Genomic DNA, 13,894 nt, shown 5'->3' on the forward strand with positions numbered 1-13,894 from the left:
CAATGACAACCCTTCCCTGGATCCACGTGGACGGCACCCGGCTCGTAAACGAGTCGGGCGAGACCGTGCTGCTCCGGGGCGTCGGCCTCGGCGGCTGGATGAACATGGAAAACTTCGTGACCGGGTATCCAGGTTCGGAGCAGGGCATCCGCCGACAACTGCTCGCCACGATGGGACCGGAGGCCTACGACGCCTTCTTCGACGCCTTCTACGTCGACTTCTTCGACGAGGCGGATGCAGCGCATCTGGCGTCGATCGGAATGAACTCGGTGCGCATACCGGTGAATTATCGCCACTTCGAGAACGACGACCGGCCATTCGAACTCACAGAGGAAGGCTTTGCCCGGCTCGACCGGGTGATCACCTTGCTTGCGCGGCAGGGCATCTATTCGATCATCGATCTTCATGCGCTGCCCGGCCACCAAAACCAGCACTGGCACAGCGACAACCCGACGCACCTCGCGACCTTCTGGGACCATCCGCACTTCCAAGACCGGGTAGTGCACCTGTGGGAGGCCCTTGCCGACCGCTATAAGAACCGGCCCGAAGTCGCCGGCTACAACCCGATCAATGAGCCGTCAGACCCGAGCAACGAGAGGTTGCTGCCCTTCTACGAGCGAGTGGAGAAGGCCGTTCGGGCCATCGACCCGCGGCACGTGCTCTTTCTCGACGGTAACAAATACTCCACCGACTTCAGCGCGTTCGATACCAGGCCCGAGCCGCTGCCCAACGCCGTCTACACCGCGCACGACTACGCGCTGCCCGGCATCACGAGCGCCACCGCGTACCCGGGTGTCACGCGCGGCGAGTACTTTGACCGCGACGTGATCGAGCAGACCTTCCTCCGTCGCACCGAGTACATGCGGCGCACGGGCACCCCGATCTGGATCGGTGAATTCGGCCCGGTGTACTCGACCGACCGGTCGCAGGACAGCTGGCGCTATCAGTTGCTGCGCGACCAGCTCGAGGTCTACCGCGATCACGGGGCGAGCTGGGCGCTGTGGACCTACAAGGACATCGGCCTCCAGGGTCTCGTTCACGCGGCCCCCGACAGCGAATACATCTCGCTCATCGAACCAGTGCTCGAGGCGAAGAAGCGGCTGGGCGTGGACTCCTGGGGTGGGTCAGACGCGGGCGTCCGCGACATCCTGGATCCGATCGACGCGACCTTCGATCGGGAGTTCCCCGGGTACGCGCCGTATCCGTGGGGGCGCCAGCCCCACATCGCGGTCCTCGTGCGCCACATCCTGCTGGCCGAGCCGCTCGCGGAACGCTTCGGAAAGCTCTTTGATGGCGTCGATGCCGATCGAGCCCGCGCTCTCGCGCACTCCTTTCGCTTCGAGAACGCCATCGAACGCACCGGGCTCACCGAGGTTCTGCGCTTCCACCTCGCGGGATAGCGCCGATCAGGCCCGGGGTGCGATGAACCCCGGGCCCGAGCGCTCGACGACACGACCGTCCCGGAACGAGACGCGCTCGTTTGGCCCGACGACGAGCGGGATCGTGCGTCCCTCGGCCACGAGCTCACCTGGAATAGCGACCGGCGACAGACCCACGACGGCGCTGACCGAGCCCGCCCGATCGGTAACCACCCGCCATCCGCGCGGGAAGCGCACATGCTCGACGCGGTCGCGGTAGACGATCACCGACTCGTCGTCACCGGCCAGTTCGAACTCGACGGCGTCCACCGTGCGCGCGTAGGCGGAGGCCGTGGTCGCCGTTCCGTGCTCGAGGCGGGTTGGGATGAGACCGCTGAACCACAGCTCACCGTCGGGACGGGGCAGGATGCCGCTGTGCCGCTCAATCGCGTCCAGAAGCCACAGGATCGACGGCGAGTACTTGCTTGTGAATCCGGGCGTTCCTGTCCACGGGTCGAGGCACTGAGGGAACCGGTCGGAGGACGCGACCGCGGACAGCACCGGCATTGCCGAGACTGCGAGTTCCGCGAAATGTCCGTGATGTTCGAATGCGTGAGGCGCGCGAATGAGGCTGAGGAAGTTGCTTGGCCCACCCCACGAGTTGCGTGAGTAGTCGTGGTCGAAGCGGGGGTCGTCCATGGCCAGTGAGGTGAATCCGTAGTGGGCGAGGAACTTGCGTGTGTTCATCAGGTAGCGCTCGAGGGAGGCCGTGAAAAACACCGCGTCGCCCACTTCGCAGGCCAGCACACGCAGCAGCACGTCGGACTGGATGCGCCTCAGCGCACCCGTGGCGTCGCGATCATAGAAGGCGGCGTCATCCCCATCGAAACACTGCTCGAACAGTGCTGAGAGCGAGGCCGCAGCCTTCTCCCGCCACGGCTTGGGGTCGAGCCCGAGTTCCTCGGCTATGAGCGCGAGATAGGAGCGTTGGCACGCGACGTTGGCTGTCAGGTCGGGGGCGATGTAGGGAAGCACGGGCGATGCCGGGTCGTAGTGCCGGGCGTCGTCGTGATAGCAGCGTTCGGGGATGAACCAGAAGCGCGGGGAGAGGTCATGACCGGTATCGAAGGTGCAGAAGGCCTCCACTGCTCCGGTGCCGCCGCTGTCACGATACTCGGCGAGCCAGGCGTCATAGCGCTCCATGGCGTCGTACATCGTGCGCAGGTACGAGGCATCCCGACCGCAAAGCAGGTACTGGTTCCACACGGTACGGGCGAACGGGGTGACGATCTGGATCTGGCTGAACGCCGGTCCGGCGTCCGTCACCTTGTAGGGCATCATGCCGTCCTCGCGCTGGAACTGCGCGAACAGCAGGTGGGTGTCGTGAGTCACGCTAGGCGCGAAGCGGGAAAGCAACTCGGCGTTGATGGTCGCCGTGCTCTCGATCCAGCTGCCCAGATAAACACCACCTTCGTTGAGCACAGCCGAACTGCCTGCGAGCGGGCGGATGCACTCGGCGAGTTCGACGAGCGCTTGGTTCCAGCGCTTCTCAAGGGGGCCGCCAATTGCCGCGAAGCGCACCCCGGCGGTACGCATCCCATCAGGCACGGGCCCGTCACCGACGGCAGCAGACGACCTCAGCCGCGCGAGTGCATCGTCGATCGAGGTCACAACTACATCCACTCTTTTGTAAAAAACACTGCTTCTGTAAACGACACTGCTTCTGTAAAAAATACTGTGGGCGGCCCGTCAGGACCGCCCACAGCGTTGTCAAGCGAAGGCTACTTCAGGTCGGCCGAGAGCTTCTGGACCCAGGTTGTAGCGGCTTGTAGCGGCGTCTGACGACCGAACAGCACTTCAGCCTCACCATTCTGCGTGTACTGGTTCATGTTGGCACCGCCGTTCGGCTGCGGTGGAGCCACTGTGCCGGAATCGAGCACCGACTTCACGTACTTCGCCGCGTCCTTGCTTGGTCCTTCGAGCAGCGGAGTCACGATCGCGGCCATGTCGGGGTTGAATGGCACGCCGCGGGTGTCCTTGATCAGCTTGATGGCGGCAGGCTCGTTGAGGAACCAGTTCATCAGCATTGCGGCCTCCTTCGGGTGCTTGGTTTCCGCATTGAGCGACCAGAATGCCGACGGCAGGAGCGCGACGCCGTTCTTCTTGGTGTCAGTTGGCGGCGGCAGGAGGAGTGTGGCACCGGCCTTGTCGTAGGTTCCGACCAGGTTGCTGTAACCGAAGGTGATCGCCGCCTGTCCGAGGGTGTACAACTGCTGGTCCGGCGGAAGTGCCCAGCCCGCGCTGACGATGGTCGGATCCGGCAGGCCGCCGCCGTTCTTGAGCTTGAGTTCCTTCTGATACAAACCCGCGATCGTCTTGGCGTTGACGTCGAGCTTGCCCTTGAAGTTGTAGACGCCGTATTTGGTTTCCTGCGCAGCGTAGGTGCCGACGATGTCCGCCACACGGAGGTCGAGGCCATAGATCGGGGCACCGGTGGCCGACTTCAGGCCAGCAGATCCGATCTTGTTGGCGGCACTGATCAGGTCATCCCAGTTCCAACTCGCGTCGGGGACTTTCACGCCGGCCTTCTTGAAGATGTCGGTGTTGACGAACGCGGCGGTTGCGTTGCCGCCGGTCGGCAGGCCGTAAAGCTTGCCATTTACCTTCGCGCTCGTGGTCGAGAAGTCCGGATACTTATTCACCTGCACGATGTTCTTGACCGAGGCGAGGTCGAGCAGCGCTCCAGCCGAACCGTACTCCTGCGGCTTCGCGCCACCGAGGGCGAACACGTCGGGAGCGGTGGTGCCGCCGCCGCCAAAGTCCGTCGCAAGTCGGTTGAACAGGTCGTCCGGGCTTCCGACCGGCGTCTGCTTCACGGTGATGTTCGGATACTTCGCTTCGAACTTGTCGATGATTTGGCCGAAGAGCGTCGCGCGAGCGTCGTCACCCCACCAAGACATCTCCAGCGTAACTTTCTTGGCCGCATCGGACTTGGGGGAACTCGATGCTGGGGATGTGGAACATCCCGCCAGAACCAGTGTCGCGGCGATGGCGGATCCGAGGATCGCCTTGCTCGCGAGGGACCGTTTTATGCGCGTCATCGCGCCTCGATTCGTGTCGTGGTGGGGGTCACCATGCTGATTACAGGAGGTAGCCGGAAGTTGTTCTGTCTCCAGCCAGCGATCGTACGACGCGCAGGACTCCGTCGTGAAACCGCTTTCTCGGAAAATTAGCACCCGCGTCGGGATCTGTCAACGGTGGCGAAAGATTCAGCTGCGAGGAGCGGCTGTCGACCGGCGAACCTCGAGCCGCGGGTGGAACTCGATGTTTGCCCCAGGTGTCTCTCCGGTTATCAGGGAATGCATCCGATGCCAGGCCTCTGCCCCGAGGTCCTCATTCGGCACCGAGACCGTCGTCAATGTCGGTGCGCTGAACCTAGCGAACGGGATGTCGTCGAAGCCCGTCACGGACATGTCTTCCGGCACGCGGACGCCGAGTTGGATGAGTCCGTTGAGCAGTCCGATCGCGACGAGGTCGTTGAATGCGAGTGCAGCCGTGGCCCCGGAGTCGCGCACTGGGCCGGCCGCCGCGAGGCCGTCTTCGCTCGTCGCGCCGCCGGACATCCGGTCAATGCGCACCCCGGGCATACGTCGCGCGAACTCGGCAAGGCCCTCGAGGCGGTGGCGGTTTGACACGCTTTCGGCCGGACCCTCGACGAAAACCAGATGGCGGTGGCCGAGATCCCAGAGGTGTTGGGCGAGGTCCTGGATGCCGGAGCGGTAGTCGACCGAGAGCGATGGCGCGCCGAGCTTGGGGTTCGTGCGGTTGATGAGCACGAGAGGGCTCAGCGAGTCAGCCATCGCGACGAGTTCCGCGTCAGACATGCGTGGAGCGCACAGCACGACTGCGTCACAGCGGTGCCGGATTTCGCTGACGAGAGCCGGCTCGTCGCGTGGCGACTCGGCCGAATCGGCGACGAGCACCCGGTATCCATCCTTCGCAGCCGCCTTGCTCAAGCTCGACAGCATCGCCTGGAATGCGGGGTTCGCAAGGTCTGGCACCACGAATGCGATTGCGCTTGTTTGGCCGAGTGCGAGGCTGCGGGCCAGGTGACTCGGCGAGTAGGCAAGTTCCGTCGCGACAGAGAGCACACGTTCGGCGATCGTCGCATCGCCGAAGAACCGTTGATTCATGACTCGAGACACGGTCGCCGGAGAGACTCCCGCCTTCTTCGCGACTTCGGAGATCGTTGCTGACCCTGAGCGACGTTTCACATCGGCCCTTCCTCTTAGCTCTGGTCAAACGATAACGGCGCGGGGCTCGGGTTGACGATTTCCTGTCAGAACGGCATAATCGGACATCACGCGTGAAACCGCTTTCTCGGAGTGACCGATCAAGCGATTCACAGTTTACGAGGAGGTCAACGTGAGCGGTCTCGGTGAGTTGCGCTCACTGGCGTTGAACGCGCGCCGCAGGGGCGACGGCACCCCACGGCTCAAGGAGCGGATGCCGGACAATCGGGCGGCATTCCTCTTCTTGTTGCCGTGGCTGATCGGACTCCTCGTCTTCTCGATCGGTCCGATACTCGCCTCGCTGTACCTGTCGTTCACGGACTACAACCTCTTGAAGTCGCCGCTCAAGTACCCGCCCGTATTCACCGGGCTCGAGAACTACATGAAGATGTTCTCCGACCCCGCGTTCTGGAATTCCTTCCGCGTCACGGTGACCTACGTGGCTGTGTCCGTTCCACTTCAGCTCGCACTCGCACTCGCCCTCGCGCTTCTACTCGATCGTGGAATGCGAGGGCTGGGGTTCTACCGCTCGATCTTCTATCTCCCGAGTCTCTTAGGCGGGTCGGTCGCCGTCGCGATCCTTTGGCGCCAAGTGTTTAGCAAGGACGGCCTCCTCAACGGCTTCCTCGGCTTGTTCGGCATCGATGCCCCGGGCTGGATCGGACACCCTGACTACGCTCTTGGCACGATCGTGATTCTGCACATCTGGACCTTCGGATCACCGATGATCATCTTCCTTGCGGGCCTTCGGCAGATTCCCGAGATGTACCACGAAGCGGCGTCGGTCGACGGCGCGGGTCGAGCCCGAAAATTCTTCTCGATTACGCTTCCGCTTCTCACACCGATTATCTTCTTCAACTTGGTGCTCCAAATCATCTTCGCTTTCCAGACTTTCACCCAGGCCTACGTGGTCTCCGGTGGAACGGGCGGGCCCGCCGACTCGACGATGTTCTACACGCTGTTCCTCTATCGGATCGGCTTCCTCCAATACAACATGGGTTACGCCTCGGCGATGGCCTGGTTCCTTCTAATCGTGATTGCGGCATTCACCGCATTCAACTTCTGGCTATCGAAATTCTGGGTGTTCTATGACGACTGAGAACGCGCGCGAGCGATTGCTTCCCTCAACCCCGAAGCGCATTGCTCATCGCAGCAGTCGGAACAGGGTGTCCTCGGTGCTGAAGCATGCTGGGCTCATCGCGGGGGCACTGGTGATGATGTATCCGCTTCTCTGGCTGGTGGTATCAAGCTTCAAGCCCAATGACCAGATCTTTCGGGACCTGAGTATCTTCACCACCCATTTGACCATCGAGAATTACATCCACGGGTGGAACAACCTTCAGTATCCGTTCGGGGTGTTCCTGCTCAACTCCACGATGATCGCGGTTGGCTCGATCATCGGGAATCTTGTCTCATGCTCACTCGCCGCGTATGCGTTCGGGCGGCTCAAGTTCCGCGGCCGAAACTTGCTCTTCGCGATCATGCTGGCGACAATCATGCTTCCGTTTCAGGTCGTGCTAGTGCCGCAGTTCACCATTTTCAAGGAACTCGGCTGGCTTAACACATTCTTGCCGCTCATCGTGCCGAAGTTCCTTGCTACCGACGCGTTCTTCGTCTTCCTCATGGTGCAGTTCATTCGCGCCCTTCCGGGAGAGCTCTTCGAGGCTGCGCGGATCGACGGCGCAGGGCACTTCCGCACCTACTTCCAGATCACGCTCCCGCTGATGACGCCGGCGCTGGCCACGACCGCGATATTCACCTTCATCTGGAGCTGGAGCGACTTCCTTAGTCCGCTGCTCTATTTGCGGGTTCCTGCGCTATTTACAGCGTCAGTCGCGCTGAAGGGGTTCCTCGATTCGCAATCGAGTTCTGATTTCGGGTCGATGTTTGCCATGTCCGTGGTGTCGCTCGTGCCACTGTTCGTGGTATTCCTCTTCGGCCAGCGGTATCTCATCAAGGGCTTTGCTACCACGGGGATGAAGTAATGACCAAAGAACGCCTTCGCTATGCGATCGTCGGCACGGGATCTCGCGCTCAGATGTACATCGATGCGATCACCGGCGCCCACGCCGAGGTCGCCGAACTTGTCGCTTGGGCCGATACCAACCCCGGCCGTCTTGCTTACTACGAAGCCAGACTTCCGGCCGGTGTCCCGCTGCCCCACCGCTTCACTCCCGATCGGCTCGCCGCTGTGATCGAGAAACATCAGATCGACCGTGTGATCGTCACCTCGCCCGATGCATTCCATGCGGCCACAGCAGTCACCGCGCTCGACGCTGGCGCCGATGCGATCATCGAGAAGCCGCTCACAACCAGCGCGGATGGCGTGCGGTCCATTGCGGCTGCCGTAGAACGTACAGGGCGCAATGTAACGATCACCTTCAACTATCGTTACTCCCCTCGCAATACGGCGCTGCGCCAAGTCATTGCGGATGGCAGGATTGGCAACGTCACCTCCGTGCACTTCGAGTGGGTGCTCGACACTGCCCACGGCGCCGACTACTTTCGGCGCTGGCACCGAGACAAACAGACCTCGGGCGGTCTCCTCATCCACAAGTCCTCGCACCATTTCGACCTTGTCAACTGGTGGATTGACGACGTTCCAACGCGTGTGTTCGCGAGCGGTGGACTCCGCTTCTACGGGCGCAAGAACGCGACTGCGCGGGGAATTGGCGAACGCCCGGAGCGCGGCACCACCGACTCCCCGTTGCGCGACGAGTTCAGCTTGGATCTTCGGGCGGATGACCAGCTTCGCGGGCTCTACCTCGAGCAGGAGGGGTTCGACGGCTATCGTCGAGACAAAGACGTCTTCGACCCGGGAATCACTATCGAAGACAACCTCTCGCTCGTCGTTGACTACGCGCGCGGCGCGACAATGTCGTACTCGCTCAATGCCCATTCGCCGTGGGAGGGCTACACGATCTCGGTGAACGGCACCAAAGGTCGCGCCGAGTTGCGCGTTGTCGAACGCGGCGCCGTGCTACTCGACGAGCAGGGCCGCGTCATCGTCGACCCGAGTGCCCGTCCCGATCTCGTCGTCGAGGAGGGGAGCAGGCCGACCTCGGAGACGCTCACCGTGCAGAGCCATTTCGCACCGGCTGAGGAGATCGTCATCCCCACCGGCACTGGCGGCCATGGCGGCGGCGACACCGCCCTGCTGTGGGACGTGTTCCGTGGAGTGGGTGACGATCCGCTCGGCCGCGCGGCGTCGTGGAGAGACGGAGTGCGCGCTGTCGTGGTTGGCCTCGCTGGAAACAGATCGCTGGAAAACGGGTCCGCGGTGCGCATGACCGATCTGGACCTCGGCGCCGCTGCGGGGTCTTTAGAGGATCGCTCGTGAGTCGCTACCTGGTCACCGGCGGCTCCGGACGGCTGGGACGTTCCGTCGTCGCCGTGCTGGCCGGTGCCGGCCACGAGGTCATCTCGGTTGACCGCGAGCCACGCGCCGCGGGTACGGAACGGAGCATCGCTTGCGACCTCTCGGATGCGAACGCAACGGCAGAGCTTTTCGCTGAAGTGCGGCCCGATGCAGTTGTTCATCTCGCAGGCATAGCCATTCCGTTCGGCCGGCCCGACCCTGAGCTCTATGCAATAAATACGGGTCTCGCATTCAGCGTGCTCGAGGCAAGCCTGACCAGCGGGGTTTCATCCTTGCTGTTTGCCAGCAGCCCTACGGTCATTGGCTACGGCGCACCGGACGGGTGGCAGCCGGCGTATCTTCCGATCGACGAGCAGCACCCCCTCGCACCGTGGAACGCCTACGCTCTCGCGAAGCAGGCAGTCGAGGGCCTTGTCGCCATGGTCGTGCGCGCCCACGGCGATCGCCTTCGGATTGGGGCTTTCCGGCCGTGCTACGTGATCACGCCCGAAGAGTGGGCCGGTGCGCCGACGCAGCAGGGGCACACCGTGATCGAACGCCTCGACCGGCCCGAGCTGTCGGCGGTCGCGCTTTTCAATTACGTCGACGCGCGTGACGTCGGCGAATTCGTGCTCGCCTGGATTGATCGTGCCCACGAGATCCCGAACGGTGCAACCTTCTTCGTCGGAGCATCGGACTCGCTTGCCCGGGAGCCGATTACCGACCTTTTCCCCCGTTATCGGCCCGAACTCGTTGAGGCCGCCGGCGCACTCGCTGTCCACGCACCGATATTCAGCTCGGAGCGGGCCGAGAGACTTCTGGGCTGGCGGGCGTCGCGCACTTGGCGCACCGAACTCGCTAGGGAGGATGTCTCATGAGTGAACTTGTCTTTCCACAGCGGGTGCTCTACTTTCCGGTCACTCCGTTCGATGAGCGTGGTGCTGTGGCGCCAGATGCCCTGGACGAACATCTCGCCTCTCGTCTCGTGCACAACCCCGGCGCCGTATTCATCGCCTGTGGCACCGGCGAGTTCCACGCGCTCTCGCTCGCCGAGTACGAGCTCGTCGTCGGGCGGGGGGTCGCAGTGACCTCTGGCACGGTGCCGGTGGTCGCTGGCACCGGTGGCCCGCTCGGCCATGCCATCGAGTGTGCGATCGCGGCCGAGAAACTCGGCGCAAACGCCCTGCTGGTCATGCCTCCCTATCTCGTTACCGGTCCGCAGGCGGGGACCGTCGCCTACGTGGAGACGATCGCTGCCGCAACCGATCTACCACTCATCGTCTACCACCGCGGAGCCTCCCAGCTGAGCATTTCCTCGTTCGAAGTCCTCGCGGCCAACCCGCGTGTCGCCGGATTCAAGGACGGCGTAGGAGACATCGCTCTTGCCCAGGAGTTCGTGCTCGCTGCAGGTCGTTCCGGTCGCAGCGATCTCCAGTTCTTCAACGGGCTGCTCACGGCTGAACTAAGCCAGCGCGCTTACCGGGCTGTCGGGGTGCCGCTATATTCCTCCGCGGTGTTTGCGATGGCGCCTGAGATAGCCAACGCCTGGTTCCGGGCTTACATCGCACACGACGACGCGCGCCTCGATGAGCTTCTCGAGGGCTTCTTTGTTCCTCTCGTGCGCTTGCGCGACACAACACCTGGCTACGCGGTCGCGCTCATTAAGGCCGGCCTTGAACTCGCCGGCGCGCGAGTCGGGGGGGTGCGGCCACCGCTAGTCGCCCCGTCTGCCGAGCACAGAGAGCGGCTCGCTCGCGTCCTCGAGCGCGGGAGGGAGCTCGTCGGATGACGGGCCTGATCGAAAGCGTATCGACGCGCGTCATCCATGTACCGCTCTCGCGTCCGTGGGCTGAAGATGTGCGAGAGATCGGCGTCGTAGAAGTCTGTGTCAGCCGCGACGACGGGATCGTTGGCCACGGCTTCTCCTGGACCCCGTCAATCGGAGCGACTGCCGTCGACGCCCTCATCCGCGACGACCTCGCCCCATGGTTGACTGGCCGACCGGCTGACGCGAGCATCTGGCAGCAAGCCTGGGAGCACGTGCACGAGGCCGGCGGCGGAGGCATTACGACAATCGCGCTCGCGGGAGTCGACCTCGCCCTCTGGGATCTCAACTTGCGCGAGCGCGGGCTCGCCCTAGCCGACGCGCTCGGCCGAAAGCATGAGAGCCTGCCCGCCTACGGCAGCGGCGTTAACCTGCACTACACGATTGAGGAACTCGTGTCGCAGGCTGCGCGTTGGCGCGACGCCGGTTACGGCGGGGCAAAGATCAAAGTGGGCAAGCCCGACCTCGCCGAAGACGTCGACCGGGTTGCCGCCGTCCGCGAGACGATCGGGCCAAACCTTCGACTCATGATTGACGCCAACCAACGTTGGGATCTCGGCCGCGCGACCCATGCTGTCGCCGAGCTTGCGCCCTTCGGCCTCGAGTGGATCGAGGAGCCGCTGCGCTCCGACGACAGCCGCGGTTATCGCCAACTTCACGACCTGATCGACGTGCCGATCGCACTCGGCGAAAACCTTCACACCATCCACCGTTTCCGGGAACTCATCGACGCCGAGGCGATCGACGTCATTCAGCCGAACGTCGTGCGGGTCGGCGGCATCACCCCTTTCCTCCGCATCGTGGAACTCGCGCGGGAATCGGGTCTGCTTCTCGCCCCGCACCTCTTGCCGGAGCTCTCCGCCCAGCTGGCCTTCGCTCTGCCGGAGAAATGCTGGGTGGAGGATGTGGAGGACGCAGGATTCGCCTCGCTCGGAGCGTTGGCGGAGCCGAGTGGAGTAGACATCGTGTCAGGCAGGGCCGTCGGCGGTCACGCCCTCGGTATTGGCATCAGGTTCGCGTGAACGGGGAGAACACCATGGACAATTCGATATTCGAACTGGCTGCCGGGGCGGCCTCCGTGATGGTGCGCTCGTCCGGCGTTCAGCGCGCGGGGTGGCTGCGGGCGGTGGCCGCCGCCCTTGATGCGCACACAGCGGAACTGGTCGCTGTCGCCGACGTTGAGACCCGCCTCGGAGTGGCACGGCTATCCGGCGAGGTCGCGCGCACCAGCGGGCAATTGCGGCTGTTCGCTGACGTGGTCACGGAGGGCTCGTACATCGAGGCCACGATCGACCATGCCGACCCAGGAACGGCTCCTCCCCGGCCGGACCTCCGGAGGATGCTGCGGCCCCTCGGCCCGGTCGCCGTCTTCTCTGCGTCCAACTTTCCCTTTGCATTCTCGGTCGCCGGCGGTGACACTGCCTCCGCGCTCGCCGTCGGATGCCCCGTGATCGTCAAAGCACACCCCGGGCATCCGGAACTTTCACGACTTACCGCAGGCATCGTCCAGGAGGCACTGCTGGCGGCGGGCGCTCCTGTTGGGGCATTCGCTCTCGCCGAGGGGTATGAGGCAGGTGTAGCGCTCGTGCAACATCCCGTCATCACTGCGGTGGCCTTTACCGGCTCGGTTGCCGGTGGCCGGGCACTGCACGATCTCGCCGCAGCGCGCCCGGCGCCGATCCCGTTCTATGGCGAGCTCGGCAGCATCAACCCCGTCGTAGTCACCCGCGCAGCCGATGCTGCGCGGGGTGCGGCGCTCGCGAACGGACTCGCTGGCTCGTTCACCCTCGGCGCCGGGCAGTTCTGCACCAAGCCCGGAGTCGTCTTCATTCCAAGAGGCTCAGAGCTGGAACGGGAGCTTGCGACGCTTGCCGTGCCGGCAGCCCATACCATGCTCACGGAATCGATCGCGAAGGGCTTCGCCTCCGGTGTCGAGCGGCTGCTCGCGATCCCCGGCGTTGAACGTGTCGCCGGGACCCAGGACGGGCCGCTCGTCGTCACGGCCTCATTCGACGCGCTCGATGCGCACGCGGATGAGTTGCTCGCGGAAGTGTTCGGGCCAGTGACCGTGCTCCTGCGTTACGACTCGGAAGAGCAGTTGCTCGCCGCGCTCGACATCTTGGAGGGAAGCCTCACCGCGACGCTTCACTCCGAGGACTCCGACGACACTGTGGCAGTGATCGAGCGGCTCGAACAAGTCGCAGGGCGCGTGCTGTTCGCCGGCTGGCCCACCGGAGTCGCTGTCACCTGGGCACAGCACCATGGCGGTCCGTGGCCGTCGACGACTTCGCAGTTCACGTCCGTGGGCGCAACGGCAGTTCGACGCTTCCTCCGCCCGATCGCGTACCAGGACGCTCCGGACGCGATGCTGCCGCCCGCGCTACGCGAGGAGAACCCGCTCGGCATTCCGCGGCGGGTGGACGGCGTGCTGGTCTGCGTGACATGAACGCACTCGGTCTCCTGTGCTGGAGACTTCCAGGCCCGCTCGTCGAGTCGGGAGCGATTCGAGATTGGCGGTATGAAGCTCGGGCCGCATTGAGCGTCGAGTTGTCGGCAAGCCTTTCTACGGTCTCCTGATATCGCGTACAAGGGAGTAACGACGTCGACGAGCTGGGATCGCATGTCCTCGTACTCGAGACCGCCTGACGAGACAATGGTGCGCAGGTTGTCGACCATCCCGTGCTTCGTTGCTGCCCAGTCGGCAAACAGATCCATCCACGTGCGCAGCGCCTGGAACGGCAGCGCGCTGGTCAGCAGTTCGTCTGCGCTGGTGCTCAATCGCTCGACTTGGTCGCGATAAACGGCCGCGACTAGGGCTTCGCGTGTGGGGAAGTGGCGGTAGAGCGTGCCGATTTCGACGCCCGCTACTTGCGCGATTGACTCCAGCGGCACGCGATTCTCACTGGTGGCGAACGCGCGAGTGGCGACTGCGATGAGGGTTACGGCCAGCCCCACGGCAATCGAGCCGTCGGCAATCGCACAAGCATTCTGGACAATGACCAAACAGCGCATAGCAACCCGAGTGCGTATCGCGGAGTGATTTCACCTTCGTCACCGCGCC

At 63.7% G+C, this 13,894-nt stretch carries 11 protein-coding genes and 1 pseudogene; 8 read left to right on the plus strand and 4 right to left on the minus strand.

Features of this window, described 5'->3' with window-relative positions:
• Positions 1-2: 2 nt before the first annotated feature.
• The gene (locus tag FVP33_RS04680; RefSeq protein ID WP_147782492.1) at positions 3-1,400 is read left to right on the plus strand and encodes a glycoside hydrolase family 5 protein; all 1,398 of its coding nucleotides are present in this window, start codon (positions 3-5) and stop codon (positions 1,398-1,400) included.
• A 6-nt stretch (positions 1,401-1,406) separates the two neighbouring features.
• Here FVP33_RS04680 and FVP33_RS04685 read toward each other — a convergent pair whose 3' ends face one another.
• The 3 genes from FVP33_RS04685 to FVP33_RS04695 form a co-directional block, all read right to left on the minus strand.
• Positions 1,407-3,029 carry an MGH1-like glycoside hydrolase domain-containing protein gene (locus FVP33_RS04685; RefSeq protein WP_147782493.1) on the minus strand — a complete coding sequence of 541 codons (1,623 nt, stop codon included), beginning with the start codon at positions 3,027-3,029 and terminating at the stop codon, positions 1,407-1,409.
• 110 nt (positions 3,030-3,139) lie between these two features.
• Positions 3,140-4,459 carry an ABC transporter substrate-binding protein gene (locus FVP33_RS04690; RefSeq protein WP_147782494.1) on the minus strand — a complete coding sequence of 440 codons (1,320 nt, stop codon included), beginning with the start codon at positions 4,457-4,459 and terminating at the stop codon, positions 3,140-3,142.
• Between the two features lie 168 nt (positions 4,460-4,627).
• A complete protein-coding gene (locus tag FVP33_RS04695; RefSeq protein WP_281289366.1) occupies positions 4,628-5,632 on the minus strand; it encodes a LacI family DNA-binding transcriptional regulator in 1,005 nt (334 codons plus the stop codon).
• A gap of 151 nt (positions 5,633-5,783) precedes the next feature.
• On the opposite strand from FVP33_RS04695, the gene FVP33_RS04700 reads away from it, so the two are divergent.
• The 7 genes from FVP33_RS04700 to FVP33_RS04730 are packed head-to-tail and all read left to right on the plus strand — an operon-like array spanning position 5,784 to position 13,279.
• Positions 5,784-6,749 (plus strand): carbohydrate ABC transporter permease, encoded by a 966-nt coding sequence (locus tag FVP33_RS04700; RefSeq protein WP_147782495.1) that lies wholly within the window; start codon positions 5,784-5,786, stop codon positions 6,747-6,749.
• Complete coding sequence (locus FVP33_RS04705) at positions 6,739-7,635, plus strand: carbohydrate ABC transporter permease (protein WP_147782496.1); 897 nt, start codon at positions 6,739-6,741, stop codon at positions 7,633-7,635. The genes FVP33_RS04700 and FVP33_RS04705 overlap by 11 nt, the downstream gene beginning before the upstream one ends.
• Positions 7,635-8,990: a Gfo/Idh/MocA family protein gene (locus FVP33_RS04710; RefSeq protein ID WP_147782497.1), complete on the plus strand. Its 1,356-nt coding sequence runs from the start codon at positions 7,635-7,637 to the stop codon at positions 8,988-8,990. The genes FVP33_RS04705 and FVP33_RS04710 overlap by 1 nt, the downstream gene beginning before the upstream one ends.
• Positions 8,987-9,886 carry an NAD-dependent epimerase/dehydratase family protein gene (locus FVP33_RS04715; RefSeq protein WP_147782498.1) on the plus strand — a complete coding sequence of 300 codons (900 nt, stop codon included), beginning with the start codon at positions 8,987-8,989 and terminating at the stop codon, positions 9,884-9,886. The genes FVP33_RS04710 and FVP33_RS04715 overlap by 4 nt, the downstream gene beginning before the upstream one ends.
• The gene (locus FVP33_RS04720; RefSeq protein ID WP_147782499.1) at positions 9,883-10,797 is read left to right on the plus strand and encodes a 5-dehydro-4-deoxyglucarate dehydratase; all 915 of its coding nucleotides are present in this window, start codon (positions 9,883-9,885) and stop codon (positions 10,795-10,797) included. Before FVP33_RS04715 ends, FVP33_RS04720 begins: the two co-directional genes overlap by 4 nt.
• Entirely contained in the window at positions 10,794-11,855 is a 1,062-nt protein-coding gene (locus tag FVP33_RS04725) for a mandelate racemase/muconate lactonizing enzyme family protein (RefSeq protein ID WP_147782500.1), read from the plus strand. Before FVP33_RS04720 ends, FVP33_RS04725 begins: the two co-directional genes overlap by 4 nt.
• Positions 11,856-11,869: 14 nt before the next feature.
• Positions 11,870-13,279 (plus strand): aldehyde dehydrogenase (NADP(+)), encoded by a 1,410-nt coding sequence (locus tag FVP33_RS04730; RefSeq protein WP_147782501.1) that lies wholly within the window; start codon positions 11,870-11,872, stop codon positions 13,277-13,279.
• Positions 13,280-13,644: 365 nt separating this feature from the next.
• Here the strand turns inward: FVP33_RS04730 and FVP33_RS20075 are convergent.
• Positions 13,645-13,845, minus strand: a pseudogene (locus tag FVP33_RS20075) (TetR family transcriptional regulator); the annotation flags it as partial.
• Positions 13,846-13,894 lie beyond the last annotated feature (49 nt).

Origin of the sequence: Lacisediminihabitans profunda (assembly GCF_008040105.1) — a bacterium.
In the GTDB taxonomy this organism is placed as follows: domain Bacteria; phylum Actinomycetota; class Actinomycetes; order Actinomycetales; family Microbacteriaceae; genus Lacisediminihabitans; species Lacisediminihabitans profunda.